At 61.5% G+C, this 17,934-nt stretch carries 17 protein-coding genes; 6 read left to right on the plus strand and 11 right to left on the minus strand.

The annotated features are described in order from the left end of the window. Positions 1 to 6: 6 nt before the first annotated feature. The 10 genes from MPN23_RS07910 to MPN23_RS07955 form a co-directional block, all read right to left on the minus strand. On the minus strand, positions 7 to 909 hold the full coding sequence (locus MPN23_RS07910) for a branched-chain amino acid ABC transporter permease (protein ID WP_243547154.1): 903 nt from the start codon (positions 907 to 909) through the stop codon (positions 7 to 9). Between the two features lie 84 nt (positions 910 to 993). Continuing rightward, the gene (locus MPN23_RS07915; protein WP_243547155.1) at positions 994 to 2,145 is read right to left on the minus strand and encodes a branched-chain amino acid ABC transporter substrate-binding protein; all 1,152 of its coding nucleotides are present in this window, start codon (positions 2,143 to 2,145) and stop codon (positions 994 to 996) included. A 187-nt stretch (positions 2,146 to 2,332) separates the two neighbouring features. Next, on the minus strand, positions 2,333 to 2,926 hold the full coding sequence (locus MPN23_RS07920; RefSeq protein ID WP_243547156.1) for a tetratricopeptide repeat protein: 594 nt from the start codon (positions 2,924 to 2,926) through the stop codon (positions 2,333 to 2,335). Next, positions 2,919 to 3,062, minus strand: coding sequence for a CcmD family protein (locus MPN23_RS07925; RefSeq protein ID WP_243547157.1), 144 nt, complete (start codon positions 3,060 to 3,062; stop codon positions 2,919 to 2,921). The genes MPN23_RS07920 and MPN23_RS07925 overlap by 8 nt, the downstream gene beginning before the upstream one ends. Positions 3,063 to 3,123: 61 nt before the next feature. Continuing rightward, a complete protein-coding gene (locus tag MPN23_RS07930; protein WP_243547366.1) occupies positions 3,124 to 3,789 on the minus strand; it encodes a cytochrome c biogenesis protein in 666 nt (221 codons plus the stop codon). Positions 3,790 to 3,800: 11 nt separating this feature from the next. Further along, on the minus strand, positions 3,801 to 4,478 hold the full coding sequence (locus tag MPN23_RS07935) for a heme exporter protein CcmB (RefSeq protein WP_243547158.1): 678 nt from the start codon (positions 4,476 to 4,478) through the stop codon (positions 3,801 to 3,803). Continuing rightward, positions 4,472 to 5,143 carry an ABC transporter ATP-binding protein gene (locus MPN23_RS07940; RefSeq protein ID WP_243547159.1) on the minus strand — a complete coding sequence of 224 codons (672 nt, stop codon included), beginning with the start codon at positions 5,141 to 5,143 and terminating at the stop codon, positions 4,472 to 4,474. Before MPN23_RS07940 ends, MPN23_RS07935 begins: the two co-directional genes overlap by 7 nt. Further along, on the minus strand, positions 5,136 to 7,037 hold the full coding sequence (locus MPN23_RS07945) for a heme lyase CcmF/NrfE family subunit (protein ID WP_243547160.1): 1,902 nt from the start codon (positions 7,035 to 7,037) through the stop codon (positions 5,136 to 5,138). The genes MPN23_RS07940 and MPN23_RS07945 overlap by 8 nt, the downstream gene beginning before the upstream one ends. Positions 7,038 to 7,153: 116 nt before the next feature. Next, positions 7,154 to 7,585, minus strand: coding sequence for a cytochrome c maturation protein CcmE (locus MPN23_RS07950; protein WP_243547161.1), 432 nt, complete (start codon positions 7,583 to 7,585; stop codon positions 7,154 to 7,156). A 33-nt stretch (positions 7,586 to 7,618) separates the two neighbouring features. Continuing rightward, on the minus strand, positions 7,619 to 8,671 hold the full coding sequence (locus MPN23_RS07955; protein ID WP_243547162.1) for a hemolysin family protein: 1,053 nt from the start codon (positions 8,669 to 8,671) through the stop codon (positions 7,619 to 7,621). Positions 8,672 to 8,803: 132 nt separating this feature from the next. Between MPN23_RS07955 and MPN23_RS07960 the strand changes: the two genes are divergently transcribed. Next, a complete protein-coding gene (locus MPN23_RS07960) occupies positions 8,804 to 9,817 on the plus strand; it encodes a glycosyltransferase family 9 protein (RefSeq protein ID WP_243547163.1) in 1,014 nt (337 codons plus the stop codon). 937 nt (positions 9,818 to 10,754) lie between these two features. On the opposite strand, the gene MPN23_RS07965 is transcribed toward MPN23_RS07960, so the two are convergent. Further along, a complete protein-coding gene (locus MPN23_RS07965) occupies positions 10,755 to 12,014 on the minus strand; it encodes a glutamate-5-semialdehyde dehydrogenase (RefSeq protein ID WP_243547164.1) in 1,260 nt (419 codons plus the stop codon). A gap of 357 nt (positions 12,015 to 12,371) precedes the next feature. On the opposite strand from MPN23_RS07965, the gene MPN23_RS07970 reads away from it, so the two are divergent. From MPN23_RS07970 to nadD, 5 genes are all read left to right on the plus strand, one after another. Then, positions 12,372 to 13,022: a transcriptional regulator gene (locus tag MPN23_RS07970; RefSeq protein WP_243547165.1), complete on the plus strand. Its 651-nt coding sequence runs from the start codon at positions 12,372 to 12,374 to the stop codon at positions 13,020 to 13,022. Positions 13,023 to 13,046: 24 nt separating this feature from the next. Continuing rightward, entirely contained in the window at positions 13,047 to 14,888 is a 1,842-nt protein-coding gene (gene iorA / locus MPN23_RS07975) for an indolepyruvate ferredoxin oxidoreductase subunit alpha (RefSeq protein ID WP_243547166.1), read from the plus strand. Further along, on the plus strand, positions 14,889 to 15,488 hold the full coding sequence (locus MPN23_RS07980) for an indolepyruvate oxidoreductase subunit beta (RefSeq protein WP_243547167.1): 600 nt from the start codon (positions 14,889 to 14,891) through the stop codon (positions 15,486 to 15,488). 6 nt (positions 15,489 to 15,494) lie between these two features. After that, entirely contained in the window at positions 15,495 to 17,075 is a 1,581-nt protein-coding gene (locus MPN23_RS07985) for a sigma-54-dependent Fis family transcriptional regulator (RefSeq protein WP_243547168.1), read from the plus strand. A gap of 115 nt (positions 17,076 to 17,190) precedes the next feature. Further along, positions 17,191 to 17,853: a nicotinate (nicotinamide) nucleotide adenylyltransferase gene (nadD, locus tag MPN23_RS07990; protein WP_243547169.1), complete on the plus strand. Its 663-nt coding sequence runs from the start codon at positions 17,191 to 17,193 to the stop codon at positions 17,851 to 17,853. Positions 17,854 to 17,934: the final 81 nt, after the last annotated feature.

The following is a 17,934-nucleotide window of genomic DNA, read 5'->3' on the forward strand; positions in this document are numbered from 1 at the left end:
GCCGGGTTACACCTTCTGCGTCTTTTCCTTGCCCATGAGGCCGGACGGACGAAAAATCAGAATCAGCACCAGCAGACAGAAGGCGAACACGTCCTCGTAGTCCGAGGACACATAGCCCGTGGCGAATGCCTCGGTCCATCCGAGAATCAGGCCGCCGAGCATGGCTCCGGGTATGGACCCGATGCCACCCAGCACGGCCGCGGTAAACGCCTTGATGCCGGCAATGAAGCCGATGAAGTAGTTGATCTGGCCGATGTGCGAGGCAATGAGCACCCCGCCCACGGCTGCCAGGCTGGAACCGATCACGAACGTGGCGGAAATGACCATGTCCACGTTGATGCCCACCAGCATGGCCATCTTCCGGTTCTGGGCCGTGGCGCGCATGGCCTTGCCTATCTTGGTGTACTTGATGAACAGGGACAGTCCCACGCAGACCAGTGCGGTCATGGCGATGATGACCAGCTCGGACGAACCGAGCACGCCGGAGAACCTGTCCAGAAACGCAAACCTGGGCAGCAGTTCCGGAAAGGGCAGGAAATCCGAGGTCTGGGCGAGCATCACGTAGTTCTGAAGAAAAATGGACATGCCGATGGCGGAGATGAGCGGCGAAAGGCGCTGTGCACCGCGCAAGGGCTTGTAGGCGATCTTTTCGATGGTGAACCCGTAGGCCGCGGACCAGATGACCGCGCACGTCAGGGCGATCACCAGCATGGAGCCTTCCGGGAACCCGAGATGGGTCAGCACGCCCGCCACGATCAGCCCGGTAAACGCGCCGATCATGTAGATTTCGCCATGCGCGAAATTGATCAGCTCGATGATGCCGTACACCATGGTGTACCCGAGCGCGATCAGGGCGTAGATGCTGCCCCGGGTCAATCCGCCGAAAAACAATTCAAGGAAATAATCCATCAGTCACGTTTCCTGTACGCTAGATACTACCAGGGGACAGGCAAAAGCCCGTCCCCTGTATTTTCTGCGAATTTTCAGCGGTTGCTACTTGATTTCGACATACTGGCCGTTCTGCACCTGATAGACGGAGAAGCCGACACCCTCGGCATCGCCCCTGCCGTCGAACTTGATCTTGCCCACGGCGGTCTCCACGTAGTTGGAATGCAGGGCTTCGATCAGATCGTCATACGCCATGGACTTGGCGTTTTCCACGGCCTTGAGCAAGGCGATGGCAGCGGAATAGGCTTCCGGAAAGAACGGACCGGGATCGGTGCCGAATTCCTTCCTGTGCGCCTCCACGGCTTCCTTGTACAGGGCATTGGCCGAGAAGTCGCGGGGGCCGGTGGCGTACACGCCCTCGGCGTACTTGCCCGCCACCTTGATGAAGGTCTCGTCCTTCACGCCGTCGTCGGACATGAACGGAATCTCCAGCCCCTTCTTGCGCATGCCGGAAACGATCTTGGAGGCCTCGGGATGATAGCCACCGAAGATCACGCCTTCCGCGCCGGAATTCTTGATCTTCTGGACCACGGCGGAATAATCCACCGCCCCCGGAGTCACGCCTTCGAACAGCACCACTTCCATGCCGGGCTCCTGATCCGCGAAGTCCTTGCAAAACGAAGCAAAGCCCTTGCCATAGTCGCCCTTGTCATGGATCACCGCAACCTTGGTCAGACCAAGCTTCCTTGCAAAATCCACTTCAAGACGAGCCTGGGCATCGTCAGGCGCAATGGTACGGAAAAAATTGGGGTATTCACCGCTCTGGGTGAGGGGCGGATTGGTGGCGGACGGCGACATGCACACAATCCTGGACTCGAGATAGATGGGCAGAGCCGCCTTGGTCGCGCCGGAGCAGATGTGGCCGAGCACGATCTTCACCTCGTCGGACACCATCTTGGTGGCCGCATTGGTTGCCAGTTCGGGCTTGCACTGGTCGTCCTGCGCCGCAATTTCCACGGTCATGCCGTTCACGCCGCCAGCAGCGTTGAACTTGGCCGCGACCAGCTTGGCCGCGTTGACCGTGGGCAGGCCGTAGGAGGCCAGATCGCCGGAATGCGCGCCCGCAACGCCGAGAACCAGTTTCTTGGCTGCGGGAGCCTCGGTCTTCTTTTCCTCTTTCTGCTCTCCTCCGCAACCGGCAAGCAACAGCGAAGCCATCGCGAAAACGAGCGCGAACAGCGTGAGTTTCCCTCTCATGCTACCTCTCCTGGGTAAGACGTTTCCAACGGGTATGAAGCTCCGGGCGTTCTCCCCAACGCCCGCATCCGAGGCCGCGCATCATCTCCCCATGACGCACAGTCCTCAGAAACTCAGCATTGTAGTGACTTTATAAATCTTGTCAATACTCCTCGACTTTTGATGGCAGTTGAAATTCCTGACTTTTCTACTTGGATTCCAAGGTTTTCAGCTCTTCCTCGGCATGCAGGCGCAACTCTTCATTTTGCCCGGCAAATTCAGCAGCTTGCCGGAAAAACGATTTGGCCTGATCCGGCTTGGACAGGGCATATTTTGAAATGACGCCCATATTGTAAAACACCAGTGCATCATCTGGCGTGATCTCCAGAATCTCGCCATAAACCTGCATGGCCTTGTCGTACTGCTTCTTGTTGTAATAGCAGATGCCGACCCCCTTGAGCAGATTCACGTTCTTCGGCTGGAGCTGCACGGCCTTTTCCAGCGGTTCCAGAGCGCGATCCCAGGCGCGCATCATGAGAAACATGTTGCCCAGTTCGGTCAGGGCCTCCACATCTTCCGGGTTCTTCTCCACCCGAGCCATGAGTTCCTTGACCTGCGCCATGCCCGCCATGTTCTGGGTCATGCCTTCCGGAGCCCGGGTGCGGCTCTGCTGCTTGACATGCACCTGCAGGTTGGGATTCTGCATGCGGTACAGAAAACTGACCGCGAAAATCGCGGCAATGGAACCGAGCAGAATCAGCAGGACAGTCTTGCGGCCCAGCGTGGCCTTGCCATCAGTCATCGCGGTCTCCCAGAAGTTCCAGTTGTGCCACGCGCTTTTCCAGCCCGGAAGCCTTTCCGCCCAGAAAGCACAGATACCCGGCTATGCCGAGCCAGACAGCCACGTTGGCCATGAACAGATACGTTTCTGCAGACATGTCGTCCTCGTTTCGGTTGTCGGTCCCGCGCGAGCCTCGCCGGGCCGTTGTCAGCGGTCCGTTATTCCTCGTCCCAGGCCAGCAGTGCGTCCAGACGGGCCTGATGCCCGAGCTGACGCACGCGGGTCAGCAGCATGCCGCCCCAGAGCAGTCCGAAGGCGACCAGCCCGGTGAACACGGTGTGCCACATCTTCGGAGCCATGCCCCCGCCCTGCCGCGCAAGGCCGTCGGGATGGGCGCTCCCCCAGAGTTTGGCCGCGTAGAATACCAGCGGCACGTCCAGAAATGCCACGATGCCGAGCACGGCACAGACCAGAGCGCGCCTGTCGCGGCCCATGGGCGAATTACGCAACACCAGATATCCGGCGTACACGTACCACATGATCAGGGCCGTAGTGAGCTTGGGGTCCCAGAGCCACCAGTGGCCCCATTCGGCCCGAGCCCAGACCGAGCCGGACGCAAGGGCGAGCGTGGCAAGCAGCACGCCGATTTCGGCAGCGGCACCAGCCAGCCTGTCCAGAGATTCCCTGCGCGTCAGCAGGTAGCCACAGCTGGACAGGAACACCACGAAAAAGCTGACCAATGCCCACCATGAGCACGGCAGATGCATGTAGAAAATCTTCTGTACCGGCCCGGACTGGGCAACCGGCGCATAGAACCAGATCATGTACTGGTGAGCGCACAGGCCGAGCCCGGCCAGCAGGGCCAGAATCCGTTCCTTGGACATCATGAATTCTCCTACTCTTCCCCGCTGTACACGAACGGGAACAGGAACAGCCCGGCTCCGGAGAACAGGGCGTCAAAAGCGAAAATCAGGCCGAGCCACCCGTCATACCCCTTGGCAGCTTCCGGGGAAAACACCATGCCGAACAGGGTGATTCCGCCCAGAAGCACGGGCAGCAGCAGCGGGAAAACAATCACGGAAAGCAGGGATTCGCGCGCGGCCTGCCCTTGCGACAGTGCGCCGAGCAGTGCGCCGATGACCACCAGTCCGATGTCGGCACCGGCCAGCGTGGCCGCAAGCAGCCATGCCGGACCATGCAGGGTCTGGCCCAGAAACGCGATGGTGGCCGGAAAGAACACAAGCTGGGACACGAGCAGCAGGCACAACCCAGCCCCGGCCTTGCCGATCCACACGGCATGCACGGGCGCGGGCGAGGACAGAATGCCGATGCGCTGGCCGTTCAGTTCCTCGAGGCTGAACAGGTCGTTGAAGACCAGAACCAGCCCGAAGGCCGAGGCCAGCCAGAAAATGGCTCCGGCGGCCTGAGCCGTGATGGCCCCGCCAAGCGGCTTGGACAGGGAGAACAGAAAGATCAGGAGCAGGCCGAGCAGCACGGCCTGAACAAGCCCCTGCCCGCCGGACACGGACAGCCGAAGGTCCTTGGATGCCATGAGCATGGAACGCTTCAGCATGCCAGCCTCCCGGCGTCGAATCCGGATGCCGGACCGAAATAGTCCACGCGTCTTCCGCCCAGTGCCAGCACGGTATCGGCCAGCATGGTGTCTTCGGCCACATGATGGCTGATCCAGACAACGGCGGTTCCCTGCTCGCGAAATCCCGCTATCTCCCGGCGAAGCACGTTCAGGGAACGCGGATCAAGTCCGGTGCCCGGCTCGTCCAGAAAGACGAGTTCCGGCCCCACCATGTAGACCCGGGCCAGATTCAGCCGCTGGGCCATGCCCCGGGAAAACCCGCCTGCCTTTTCCTCTGCCGCGCGCTCCAGCCCGACCCGTTCCAGCAGGGAGACAAGTTCGTCGCGGGATGGGGACATCCCATACATCCCGGCCCAGAACCGGAGATTGGCCAGCGCGGACATGCCTGGATAGATGAAGGTGGCGTGCCCCAGATACGCAAACCGTTCCGGGGCCACATGCATGACGGCCTCGCCCGCCGTGGGCCGGGACAATCCGGCCATGATGCGCATGAGCGTGGACTTGCCCGCGCCGTTGGGACCGGCCACAAGCATGACCTCGCCCGCATGGAGTTCGCAGGAAACATCCTTGAACACAAGCTTGGAACCGTAGAACTTGGCGGCCCGCTTGACCGTCAGGACAATCTTGCCGCCGTCCTCAGGCATCGCCCTTCTCCCCGGGTCTGGCAATCCGCCGCAGCAGAAGCAGCGGGAACAGGCTCATGATGGTTCCGCCGATCCACAGCCAGTTGACCAGCGGATTGATGCTCAGCTTGAAGCTGGCCCCGTCGTCCTCGGTCAGGCCGAGCAGAGTGGCATAGATTTCATCGCCCAGACTGAAGATCGTGGACACCTCGGCAAACTGCTGCCGCTCGAAGTTCACGTAGATGCGCTTGTCCGGGGCCAGATATCCGAGCACGGAACCGTCACGGCTCACTTCCAGCGTGGCCGTGGCGCGGGCGCGCAGTTCAGGCGTGGAGTCCTCGACCAGATCAAGATACTTGACCTGATATTCCTCGATGGAGGCCACTTCGCCCTTTTTCAGCACGAACTCGCGCTCCACCTTGTACGGCCCGGAAAACGCGATGCCCAAAGCCACGAGGGCCACGCCGAGATGGATGCCGTAGGCTCCCCAGTTCCGGCGCAGGGACCGCATGGCCGGATAGAACGCGAAGAGCAGCACGATGCTGGTCATGGCACCCACGGCCGAGGCCGCACCGAACGCAGGCCAGAAACGTGTCATGCCCGTGGCGTAAAACGCGCCGAAGGAAATCGCGAACGCAGCGCAGGAAAGGATGAAGCCCTTCATATTGCGGATGCCGCCCTTCCATCCGAGCCAGGGACACAGACAGAAGAAGAAGACCAGCACAGCCATGAACGGCAGGCACACGCGGTTGTAGAAATGTGCGTCCAGTCCCAGAGGACGGGGGCTCCAGAGCTTGCTGATCACCGGCCACATCGTGCCCATGGCCACCACCAGTCCGAGGGCGAGCAGAAACCATGCCGCAGCCACGAGCAGCCCCTGACGGCTCAGGAACTCGGACAGGGCCCGGGTCACGTGACGCTCGCTCATGAAGACCACGACCAGGGTCACGGCAAGGCCCACGACCATGCACATGAACAGGGGAAAGGAAACCCCGGACTCGCCAAAGGTGTGCAGGGAATCGATCACGCCGGAACGCGTCAGATAAGTGCTGAAGATGCAGAGCAGAAAGGTCAGGGACATGAGAAATACGTTGCTGCGCTGCAAGGCCCCGCGCCGGGACTCGATGATGCAGGTATGCAGCACGGCAGTGCCCGCGAACCACGGAATCAGGGAGGCGTTTTCCACCGGGTCCCATGCCCAGTAGCCGCCCCAGCCCAGTTCCATGTAGGACCACCAGCAGCCCAGCAGGATGCCTGCGGTCAGGAACATCCATGACAGCACGTTCCAGTTGCGCGTCACCGCGATCCAGCTCTTTTTCTCGCCCGCGATGAACGCGGCCAGCGCACAGGCGGCCGGGATGGTGTATCCTGCAAACCCCAGAAACAGGAGCGGCGGATGAAAGATCATGCCCGGGTTGCGCAGCAGAGGATTGAGCCCGCGCCCATCGGTTCGGGGCGGCACCACTTCGATGAAGGGATTGCTCCAGCTCGTGAGCAGCAGCAGGAAAAAGCCCTGAATGGTCAGAAAAATGGTCCAGAAATACAGTTTGGTGCGCGGAGCAAGAGACTTGTAGCCCGGCGAGAACACGAATACCGCCCCGGACAGGGCGATGAGCAGTTCCCAGAACAGCAGGGAACCTTCGCGCCCGCCCCAGAACGCGGTCAGGGTGTAGACAAAGGTCAGGGCGTTGTCCACGTTGTCCGCAACGTACATGAAGGAATAGTCGCGCGAGGTCAGGGCGACCAGCAGAATCAGGGAGGACAGCACGACCCCGCCCGCTGCCGCGAGTTGGCCCCGCTCCACCAGAACCAGGCCCTCGTACCGTTCGGTCCAAGCCGCAATGGCGGCCCATGCCGCAAGGAAAAGGGATGCCAGAAGGCCGAACAGCAGGCCTATGTAACCGGTCAGATGCATACGTGCTCCTTGAGTACGCGCGTTGTGAAAACGGATTCTTGCCGAATTTCAGAGTCGGATAGTCGGGATTCAATCACATTGGCAAGCATGTGAAACATTTTTCACCAGACCGGGAATCACCCCTTGCTCCGCTCCATTTCCTCACTCTGTTCCTTGTACTTGGAGGGACACTTGGTCACCAGGGTTCTGGCGTTGAACACACCTGCATCGTGGTCGAACACCCCTTCCACGATCACCTCCACGGATTCCTTGAAAGTATCCGGGAGCGCGCCCTTGTAGACAACGCGGATATGCTGTCCCGCGTTCACCTTGTCCACAAGGTCGAAGGATGCGCCAAGCTTGCCTTCCGCAATGTCCAGATTGGTCGGAGAAACCTTGCCGAACAGCCGCGCCTGTCCGAGGTCTGCCTTGTCCGTTGCCAGAGCCTCGGACACGTTCAGAAAATACACGCTGTCCTGCGTCAGACCGGAAACAACGAGGTAGCCCAGACCGCCCAGAAAAAGCAGCATGGCCACGACATACACCATCTTGTTGGATTTCTTCGCCATTCAATATCCCCCCGCGCGTCGGGCGCGGCTGTGTCATTTGCTGTTTCTCGTGGCCGGATCCTTGACCCTGAGCCTGTCGCGCTGGGCGCGGGCAAACTCGCGCATGTCCACGACCTGATCGGTTTCGTCCACGATCTCGCTGCCCAGAATCTCCTCGAGCACGTCCTCAAGGGAAACCACCCCGGCCAGTCCGCCGTACTCGTCGAGCACCACGAACAGATGCTGGCGGCTGCCCAGAAACTTGAGCAGCACCTTTTCCAGAGTCAGGGTCTCCAGCACGAACCGCACCTCGCGCATGATGTCCGCCATGGTGCTGTCGCCCTTGCCGTCAGCCAGACACTCCAGAACCCGCCGTCTGCTGACCAGTCCCACGATGTCCTCGGGGTCGTCCCCATACACCGGAACCCGGCTGTGGGGCCAGGTCGGATTCTCGGCTCTGGCCTGAGCCACGGTCATGTCCGCGGGCAGGGAAAACACCACGGTTCTCGGAGTCATGATCTGTTCCACTGTCTTGTAGTCCAGGGACAGGATGTTCCGAATGGTCTTTTCCTCGTACGCCTTGATCACGCCGGATCGCCGGGTCAGGGCGGCCACGGCCTTGATGTCCTCCTCGGTGTGGTCCGGCCCGGCATGCTTGCCGTGAAAGGCGCGGGACACCACGACAACCACGGCCACCACAGGCCGAAAGATCAGGACCAGCCACCGCAAGGGCCCCGCGAGCACGGGCGCGATCTGGTTGCGGAAGACCACGCCGAGCGTCTTGGGCAATATCTCTGTAAAGATAAGAATGATTACTGTAAAGGCAAATGTGAAAAGCCAGAGCGTTTCCTTGCCGTACAGAGCGGCCCAGGCCCAGCCCGCAACAGCGGCACCCGCGGTGTGGGCCACGGTATTCAGGGTGAGGATCGCCGTGATGGGCGCCTCGATGTCGGTTCGCAGGGCCTCGAGCGTCCTGGCCGACCGCTTGCCGCTTCTCTTGAGTTTCTCGATATCGCTCCAGGACATGGCATACAGGGCCGCCTCGGCCACGGAGCAGAACATGGAAACAAACACCGCCAGACTGACGGCAAGTACGAGTTCCAACATATGTTTTGTTTTTCCTTGCAACAAGGCGGCCTGAAAGCCGCGTATTGAACACTCGACTCTACCAGATGCGACAGCGTGGCGCAATACGCAAGGCCCTTGACGCAAGGGGTGATTCGCAGGCATTTTGCGCGCATGAAGCATCCCGCACCAGGCAGCCCTCTCGCGGTGTTCCGGCTCGGCCACATGGGCGACGTGGTCCTGACCACGGGCGTCCTGCACCGCTGGCATGAACGATTCGGCCACACTTTCGTTGTTCTCACCCGATCCGGCAACGCGCCCCTGCTCCACGGCAACCCGGCCGTGCGCGAGGTCGTGGGTCTGGATGAATCCGTACTGCACGGCAAGGCATGGGCTACGGAATGCGCCCGGCTGGCCACGAAATACCGCAACCTCGCCCTGGTGGACCTGCACGGCACCCTGCGTTCACGCATTCTGGGCCTGCGCTGGAAGGCTCCTGTATATCGCTACCCCAAGTTCGGACTGACCCGACGGCTCTTCAACCTGACCCGGTGGGACCGCTTCCGCCTGCCGCTGGAAGCCGTGAACGTGCCCCAGCGCTATGCTCTGGCACTGGAAGCCTCGCCGCCCGACAGGACCGAAGTGCTGCCGCGAATCTTTCCGGACAAGGCGGAAACCGAGGCAGCCGCAACCAGACTGGCGGCCATAGCCTCGGACGCGCCCCTGATCGCCCTGCACCCCTATGCAACACATCCGACCAAGGCATGGCCTCACGACCACTGGGCGAAACTGACCGGCCTGCTGGACAAGGCAGGCATGGACTGGTTTGTGGTAGGCAGGAACGAACAGCCGCTTTTCCCGAATGCTCCCCGCGACCTGACCAATGCCACGAACCTGCGCGAAACCTGTGCGCTCCTTGCCCGGGCCAATGCGCTCGTGACCAATGATTCCGGTCCCATGCACCTTGCCTCGGCAGTGGGCACGCCCGTGGCCGTGTTTTTCGGTCCCACGGCCAAGGCGTGGGGCTTCCAGCCATCCGGCCCGCGCGACATGGTGCTGGAACGCCCGCTGGACTGCCGCCCCTGTTCCCTGCACGGAGCCAGGGGCTGCGAACGCGGACTCGAATGCCTGACCTCCATCACGCCGCAGGATGCCCTTGCAGCCGTGAACACCATTCTGCAGGAATAATCAGCCAATTCCCGCATGCACAAAAAAACGGGCCGCCCCGAAAGGACGGCCCATTTCTTTATATTTCTTACAGAACAACGCAGCAGATTGCCGTCCCGTCCCCCGGACTGTTCCGGGATGGTGGGATGCAAGGCGCAGGAAAAGCGCAAGACCGAAGCGTATAGGCAATACGCGAGGGTTTGCGCTTTTCGCAGCAACGCAGCAGACCGCCGTCCCACATCCGGACTGTTCCGGGATGATGGGATGCAAGGCGCAGGAAAAGCGCAAGGCCGACGCGTATAGGCAATACGCGAGGGTTTGCACTTTTCGCAGCAACGCAGCAGACCGCCGTCCCACATCCGGACTGTTCCGGGATGATGGGATGCAAGGCGCAGGAAAAGCGCAAGGCCGACGCGTATAGGCAATACGCGAGGGTTTGCACTTTTCGCAGCAACGCAGCAGACCGCCGTCCCACATCCGGACTGTTCCGGGATGATGGGATGCAAGGCGCAGGAAAAGCGCAAGGCCGACGCGTATAGGCAATACGCGAGGGTTTGCGTTTTTTGCAGCAACGCAGCAGACCGCCGTCCCACATCCGGACTGTTCCGGGATGGTGGGATGCAAGGCGCAGGAAAAGCGCAAGACCGACGCGTATAGGCAATACGCGAGGGTTTGCGCTTTTCGCAGCAACGCAGCAGACCGCCGTCCCACATCCGGACTGTTCCGGGATGGTGGGATGCAAGACGCAAGAAAAGCGCAAGACCGAAGCGTATAGGCAATACGCGAGGGTTTGCGCTTTTCGCAGCAACGCAGCAGACCGCCGTCCCACATCCGGACTGTTCCGGGATGGTGGGATGCAAGGCGCAAGAAAAGCGCAAGACCGACGCGTATAGGTAATACGCGAGGGTTTGCGCTTTTCGCAGCAACGCAGCAGACCGCCGTCCCGGGACAGTCCGGGCTATTCGCGAATCTGGCCCTCGCCAAGCAGCACGAATTTGGCGGAGGTGAGTTCCTGCACACCCATGGGGCCATAGGCATGGAGCTTGGAAGTGGAGATGCCGATTTCCGCGCCCAGTCCGAGCTGTGCCCCGTCGTTGAACCGGGTGGTGGCGTTGGCCACGACCAGCGAGGCATCCACCTCGCGAATGAACCGCATGGCGTGCTCGTAGTTTTCGGTGAGAATGGCCTCGGTGTGGTTGGAACCATGTTCGGCAATGAAATCCATGGCCTCGTCCATGTCGCCCACCACGCGCACGGCCAGAATCAGGTCCAGAAATTCAAAGCCCCAATCCCCGGGTTCGGCGGCTTTTGCATGTTCGCCCATCAGGGGCAGGCTTTCGGGACAGCAGCGGAAGGACACACCCTTGGGGCCGAGCGCCTCGGCCACGCGGGGCAGCAGCCTTTCGGCCACGTCCCGATGCACGAGCAGGCATTCAAGGGCATTGCAGCCGCTGGGATACTGGGTCTTGGCATTGTCCACGATGGGCACGGCCCTGTCGATGTCCGCGGACGCGTCCGCAAACATGTGGCACACGCCCTTGTAGTGCTTGAGCACGGGCATGGACGCCTGTTCGGTCACGGCGCGGATCAGACCTTCGCCGCCGCGAGGGATGACCACGTCGATGTACTCGTCGAGCTTGAGCATTTCGGCCACGGCCTCGCGATCCGTGGTGGGCGGCACCTGCACGGCATCGCGGGGCAGACCGGCCTGCTCAAGGGCGCGATGCATGAGGTCGGCCAGAAAACGGTTGGAGTGAAACGCCTCGGAACCGCCGCGCAGGATCACGGCGTTTCCGGCCTTGAGGCAGAGGATGCCCGCGTCCACGGTGGCGTTGGGCCGGGATTCGTAGATCATGGCCACCACGCCGAGGGGCACGCGCATCCTGCCCACCAGCATGCCGTTGGGCCGCTTCTTCATGGACTCGATTTCGCCGATGGGATCAGGCATGGCAGCCACGAAACGGCAGCCGTCCACCATGTATTTCAGCACTTTTTCGGAAATGGTCAGCCGCTGCACGCGCGCCTTGTCCAGACCGCGCTCGGCAGCCGCGTCCAAATCCCTGCCATTGGCTACGTACACGGCCTCGGCCTCGGACTCCAGCATGTCGGCCAGAATCTCCAGCGCCCGCTGCCGGGCATTTCCCGAGGCATTGGCCAGTTCCCGCGAGGCCTTGCGCGCCTTGCGGCCCATGTCTTCCATCATTTCCCTGCAATTCATGTCCAACTCCTTGAAGCACCCGCCGAATCCGCGCCCGGCAGGGCCTGCTTGGCAAAAATCGGTTTTCCGGCCGGCATGGCCGAAGAAAATTCATGGTGAATGCATCTGGCTAACCTTGGCGGGCCGAAAAAGTCAAACCGCTCGTGCACCCTGTTTTCAGGCTGAATTTTCTTTTTTGTCATATTCCCCTACCCGAAATTCCGGAACTGTGTCGCAACTTGCGAAAATCAGCCTGCGTTTGGGAAATATTCTTTGACCTTTTTTACAATTTTGCTTATCAACCATCCTTGCGCGTACATGGCCCTGAAGCCGGTGCGCAAAAGCATATTTTCAGCGTACACGGAGGACTCCCTTTCAATGGCCCAGCAAGAGACCCAATCCATCAATGTCGAAGAGCTCGAAAAGAACATGCCCACCACGGTGCAGCGCGCCTTCGAATTCGTCCTGAAATTCCGGAAACAGTTCGTCACCGGCCTGGCCGCCATCGTGGCCCTTGGTCTGGCTGTCGGCGGATTCCAGTGGTATGACGCCCACGCCATGAACCAGACCCGGGACCAGCTCGGAGCAATCAACCTCGAAGCCGCCGGTCAGGAAAAGATCGCCAAGCTCGAGGAACTGCTCAAGCAGGCCCCTTCCGTGGCGGAATCCGCCGTGCTGCTGGAACTCGCGTCCGCCAGCATGGAGAGCCGGGACTATGCCAAGGCTGCGGAGTACTGGACCCGTCTGGCTGCGGATGCGGACACCGACACCGCTGTCATGGCGGAACTGGGCAAGGCCAAGTGCCTGCTGCTCGAAGGCAAGAATGCCGAAGCACTCGCCGTGCTGCGTCCCCTGTCCCAGTCCGCTCCCGAAAGCTTCACCGTTCCCGTGAACCGCCAGCTCGCCGAAGCCGCCGAGGCTGCCGGAGAATCCGCCGCAGCCCTTGAAGCCTACGAAAAGCTGCTCGGTCAACCCATGCCCGACAAGCAGTACATCGAATACAAGGTATCCCAGCTCAAAGGGAAGTAACCCAGGAAACGGAGACTCAGACTCATGCCCAATCCGCTTTTGGCCGACACTCCCGGCGAAACGCACCTGCTCCTCGGCAACGAGGCCATCGTGCGCGGTGCCGTGGAAGCCGGAATCCAGGTGGTGACCTGCTACCCCGGAACCCCCTCTTCCGAGGTGCCGGACACGTTCTACCGTCTTTCCCCGGAAGGGAAGTACTATTTCGAATACTCGGTCAACGAGAAGGTCGCCCTCGAGGTGGCCGGTGGCGCGACCATGTGTGGCGCCATGACCCTGACCACCATGAAGCACGTCGGCGTGAACGTGGCCGCCGACCCGCTCATGACCCTGACCTACACCGGCGCGCCCGGCGGCCTCGTGCTGCTGTCCGCCGATGACCCGGGCTGTCACTCCAGCCAGAACGAACAGGACAACCGCCACTATGCGCGACTGGGCGGCATGCCCGTGCTGGAACCGGCCACGGCTCAGGAATGCAAGGACATGGCCCGCGACGGCCTGCTGCTTTCCAAAAAGCACGGCGCGCCCCTGCTCCTGCGCACCACCACCCGCGTGAACCATTTACGCGGCCCCGTGGAGTTCGGTCCGGCGCCCGATCCGGGCAAACCCGAGGGCTTTACCCGCAATCCGTCCAAATTCGTGCCCATTCCGGCCTTTTCCCGGCCCATGCACCTGAGCCTGATCGACAGGCTGAACGCCCTGCGCGAAGAAGCCGAGCATTCCCCGTACAACACGGTTTCCGGGGAAGGTGAAATCGGCATCGTGGCCTCGGGCATCAGCCGCGCCTATCTGGCCGACGCACTGGAGAACGCGGGGCTGGCTGGCAAGGTCATGGTCCTGAATCTCGGCTTTACCCATCCTCTGCCCGAAACCCTGTGCCTCGACTTCCTCAAGTCCGTGAAGAAGGTACTGGTCGTGGAGGAACTGGAACCCCTGCTGGAAAACGACCTGCGCGTTCTGGCCCAGAAAAACGGCCTGAACCTCGAAATATCCGGCAAGGACGTGCTGCCCGAATATGGCGAATTCACGGTCACTCAGGTGGAGAACGTGGTCCGCGCCTTTGCCGGCATGGACACGGTCGAGGTCAAGGGCTGCGCCTCGGTGCAGGACCTGCCCGTCCGCGCGCCGAACCTCTGCGCAGGCTGTCCGCATCGCGGCACGTATTTCGCTGCCCGCGAGGTGTTCGGCGACGACGTGCTCTATTCCTCGGACATCGGCTGCTACACGCTGGGTCTGCTGCCGCCTCTGGCCACGGCCGACTTTCTGGTGTGCATGGGGTCCTCCATCTCCGCAGGCAGCGGCGCGGCCATGGCGTCCGACAAGCCCGTGGTGGGATTCATCGGCGACTCCACCTTCTTTCATTCCGGCATGACCGGCATTGCCAACGCAGTGTTCAACAGCCATGACATCCTGCTCGTGGTGCTGGACAACCGCACCACGGCCATGACCGGACATCAGCCCAACCCGGGCGTGGACAAGACCACGATCGGGGAAAACGACCATCCTCTGGACATCGAATCCATATGCAAGGGACTTGGCGTCACGGAAATCCGCACGGTCAATCCCTTCAACCACAAGAAGACCGTGGAAGCATTCAAGGAGCTGGGCGACATGTCCGGCGTCCGCGTGCTCATCGCTCGCGAGCCCTGCCCGCTCTATGCCCGCCGCGTGTACAAGAAGGTCGCGCCCCAGGTGGCGTACGTGGCGGATTCCTGCGTGAAGCGCGGCGACTGTCTGGAAAAGCTGGCCTGCCCCGCCTTCTACAAGAAGGAAGACGGCAAGGCCGCCATCAACCCCATCCTTTGCAACGGCTGCATGCTCTGTCTCCAGATCTGCGGTCACATCAAAGCCAAGAAAAGGGGCAAGTAAATGCGTGATGTGAAGCCCATTCGCATATTCATGACCGGCGTGGGCGGACAGGGCACCCTGACCGCCACAACCCTGCTGGCGAAAACCGTTCTGTCCCAGGGCCTGCCCGTGACCTCCGGCGAGATTCACGGCATGGCCCAGCGCGGCGGCGTGGTGGAATCCACGGTGCTCATCGGCTGCAAGAGTCCCAAGATCGGCCCGGGCGAAGCAGACATCCTGCTCGGCTTCGAGCCCATGGAAACCCTGCGCGCCCTGCCCTATCTGAAGCCGGGTGGCGCCGTGTTCTCCAGCACCGAATTCATGCCGCCCCTGTCCGTGGCCATGGGCAAGCAGGAAAGCGTGACCCTCGACGAGGTCAAGGCCAAGGTGGCCGCGTGCACGGACAACGCCCACTACCTGCCCTGCCAATCCCTGGGACTGGAAGCCGGAGCCGTGCAGAGCGGCAATGTCGCGCTTCTGGCCGCCATGTGCGCAGGCGGAGCGCTGCCCTTCGGCCCCGAAGCGCTGGAGTCGGCCATGCGGGTCAACCTCCCGGCCAAGATTCTCGACGTCAACCTCAAAGCCCTGGAGCTCGGCGTGGCGGCTGTCCGCAACGCATAGAAAATTATGCCTCACTACCAGGACACATCCAATCTCTCCTATCTGCTGACCCTGAAAAAGGTGCAGCAGGAACTCGTTCGCCGCGCTCCGCTCGAGGAGTGCCTGAACGGGTTGCTGCGAATCCTTGCCGAGGACATGGAATACGTCCGGGCATTCATGGTCATTCTGGACCCGAAAACCGAGAACCTGAAACTCTCGCTCACCTACAGCCCGGCACAGGCCGAGGACGTGACCTACTCGCCCGGACGCGGCGTGATAGGCCGGGTGTTCGACAGCGGAAAGTCCATCAGCATTCCGCGCATGTCCGACGACCCGGAATTTCTGAACAAGGCGTTCGGCAGAAGCGAGGAGGAACTCAGGAAACTCGGCTTCATCTGCGTGCCGGTGGTCAACCGGCGCAAGGAGGAGGACGAGGTCATCGGCGCGCTCTCCGTGGACGTGCCCCTGATCCCGGCCGAAGACCTCAGGGCACACATGCAGTTCCTCGAAGTCGTGGCCGACATCATCGCGGGTTACGTGGCCCAGTTGCAGGAAGAGATGGCTGCCCAGACCCACCATCTGGCTCAGGGCCTGATGGTGAACATGGACGCACCGCCGCCCAAGAACTTCGTGGCCGCATCCAAGGCCATGCGCCTTGTGCTCCGCCAGACCAAGCAGGTCGCGCCCAGCCGGGCAACGGCCCTGCTGCGCGGCGAATCCGGCACGGGCAAGGAACTGCTGGCCGAATACATCCATTCGGCCAGTCCGCGCGCGGACAAGCCGCTCATCAAGCTCAACTGCGCGGCCCTGCCGTCCGAGCTGATCGAATCGGAGCTGTTCGGACACCAGAAGGGCGCGTTTACCGGCGCGTTCCAGACCAAGCGCGGCCTGTTCGAGGTAGCGGATCAGGGCACCCTGTTCCTGGACGAAATAGGCGAACTCTCTCTGGATGCGCAGGCCAAGGTGCTGCGCGCCATTCAGGAAAAGGAAATCCAGCGCGTGGGCAGCGAACAGCCCATCACCGTGGACGTGCGCCTGATCTGCGCCACGCACCAGCCGCTGGAGGAACTTCTGGAACAGGGCAGATTCCGTGAGGATCTGTACTACCGCATCAACGTGTTCCCGATCTTCATTCCCACGCTCAAGGAGCGGCGCGAGGACATCCTGCCTCTGGCCGAGCACTTTCTGGACGAATTCTCCAAGGAGTACAGCAAGGAGGTCAAACGCATCTCCACTCCGGCCATCGAACTGCTGACCATGTACCACTGGCCCGGCAACGTGCGCGAGCTGCGCAACTGCATGGAACGCTCGGTGCTGCTGTGCGAGGAGGCGGTCATCCGCACCTATCACCTGCCCCCCACGCTCCAGTCCGCGGAAAGCTCGGCCACCGGGACCAACCTCTCCTTTGGCGAGGCCGTGGCCAAGTTCGAACAGGAACTGCTCGTGGACTCCCTGAAAAAGACCTCGGGCAACATGCTCCAGTCCGCAAGGGATTTGCGCGTGTCCTACCGCATCGTGAACTACAAGGTGAAGAAGTACGGCATCGACGTGAAACGATTCTCCCAGAGCAAGCCCAAGAAGGGGCGTCGAAAGAATTCGCCGGAATAGCAGATATCACCGGGGCCGCCATCAGGCGGCCCCGTTTTTTTCACTGTCCTGCCCCGGGTTTCGGCTTGCCTGAAAACCGGGACACGTCTACCCTGTCTGGTCAAGGAGACTGCGCATGAACATCGGCATACTCGGGGGCAGCTTCAACCCCGTGCATACCGGACACGTCCGCATGGGCATCGAGGTGCTCGAATCCCTGCGTCTGGACCGCGTGGACCTCATGCCCGCCAATGTGCCGCCCCACAAGGGTTTCGAGGGCATGCTGCCCTTCAGCCTGCGTCTGGAACTCGTGCGCCGGGCCGTGGAAGACATTCCGGGACTGGGCGTGACCGCCATCGAAGGCGAACGGCCCGGCCCTTCCTATACCTACGACACCATGCGCCAGCTCACCGCCGACCACCCGCAGGACCACTTCCACTTCCTGCTCGGCGCATCCACGTTTCTGGAACTGTGCAAATGGAATCAGGGGCTGGAAATCGTGCATTTCGTGTCCCTGACCGTGGTCAACCGCTGGGAGGCTGCGGGCGAGGTCGCAGGCTTCGTGCACGACCACTGGCCCGAGGCCGAACGGTGCGACAAGGGGGTATGGACGTTTGACGCGGGTACGGAAATCCGGGTCGTGGACATTCCCCGGCTGGACATCAAGGGCGGACATATCCGCGACAGATGGCGCGCCGGACGCAGCCTGCGTCTGCTTGTGCCGGACGGCGTGAAACGCACGCTGGACCGGGAATCCGAAATCGTGGCCGCCCACTGGGGCGAACGCGAATCGCGATAGGCATTCCCGCAAGACCTGTTGCATTCCTTGGACAAAGGACTAAAAAACAGGTAGGCGTTATACATTCACCAAACCCAATGT

The organism is Pseudodesulfovibrio tunisiensis, assembly GCF_022809775.1.
GTDB lineage: Bacteria > Desulfobacterota > Desulfovibrionia > Desulfovibrionales > Desulfovibrionaceae > Pseudodesulfovibrio > Pseudodesulfovibrio tunisiensis.

What these genes read in the sequence shown, in the direction of transcription:
- MPN23_RS07940 (WP_243547159.1), bottom strand. Translation starts at nt 5,143, where the DNA reads ATGCCTGAGGACGGCGGCAAGATTGTCCTGACGGTCAAGCGGGCCGCC.
- MPN23_RS07965 (WP_243547164.1), bottom strand. Translation starts at nt 12,014, where the DNA reads ATGAATTGCAGGGAAATGATGGAAGACATGGGCCGCAAGGCGCGCAAG.
- MPN23_RS07910 (WP_243547154.1), bottom strand. Translation starts at nt 909, where the DNA reads ATGGATTATTTCCTTGAATTGTTTTTCGGCGGATTGACCCGGGGCAGC.
- MPN23_RS07920 (WP_243547156.1), bottom strand. Translation starts at nt 2,926, where the DNA reads ATGACTGATGGCAAGGCCACGCTGGGCCGCAAGACTGTCCTGCTGATT.
- MPN23_RS07960 (WP_243547163.1), top strand. Translation starts at nt 8,804, where the DNA reads ATGAAGCATCCCGCACCAGGCAGCCCTCTCGCGGTGTTCCGGCTCGGC.
- MPN23_RS07930 (WP_243547366.1), bottom strand. Translation starts at nt 3,789, where the DNA reads ATGTCCAAGGAACGGATTCTGGCCCTGCTGGCCGGGCTCGGCCTGTGC.
- MPN23_RS07950 (WP_243547161.1), bottom strand. Translation starts at nt 7,585, where the DNA reads ATGGCGAAGAAATCCAACAAGATGGTGTATGTCGTGGCCATGCTGCTT.
- MPN23_RS07955 (WP_243547162.1), bottom strand. Translation starts at nt 8,671, where the DNA reads ATGTTGGAACTCGTACTTGCCGTCAGTCTGGCGGTGTTTGTTTCCATG.
- MPN23_RS07985 (WP_243547168.1), top strand. Translation starts at nt 15,495, where the DNA reads ATGCCTCACTACCAGGACACATCCAATCTCTCCTATCTGCTGACCCTG.
- MPN23_RS07915 (WP_243547155.1), bottom strand. Translation starts at nt 2,145, where the DNA reads ATGAGAGGGAAACTCACGCTGTTCGCGCTCGTTTTCGCGATGGCTTCG.
- MPN23_RS07925 (WP_243547157.1), bottom strand. Translation starts at nt 3,062, where the DNA reads ATGTCTGCAGAAACGTATCTGTTCATGGCCAACGTGGCTGTCTGGCTC.
- MPN23_RS07980 (WP_243547167.1), top strand. Translation starts at nt 14,889, where the DNA reads ATGCGTGATGTGAAGCCCATTCGCATATTCATGACCGGCGTGGGCGGA.
- MPN23_RS07970 (WP_243547165.1), top strand. Translation starts at nt 12,372, where the DNA reads ATGGCCCAGCAAGAGACCCAATCCATCAATGTCGAAGAGCTCGAAAAG.
- iorA (WP_243547166.1), top strand. Translation starts at nt 13,047, where the DNA reads ATGCCCAATCCGCTTTTGGCCGACACTCCCGGCGAAACGCACCTGCTC.
- nadD (WP_243547169.1), top strand. Translation starts at nt 17,191, where the DNA reads ATGAACATCGGCATACTCGGGGGCAGCTTCAACCCCGTGCATACCGGA.
- MPN23_RS07935 (WP_243547158.1), bottom strand. Translation starts at nt 4,478, where the DNA reads ATGCTGAAGCGTTCCATGCTCATGGCATCCAAGGACCTTCGGCTGTCC.
- MPN23_RS07945 (WP_243547160.1), bottom strand. Translation starts at nt 7,037, where the DNA reads ATGCATCTGACCGGTTACATAGGCCTGCTGTTCGGCCTTCTGGCATCC.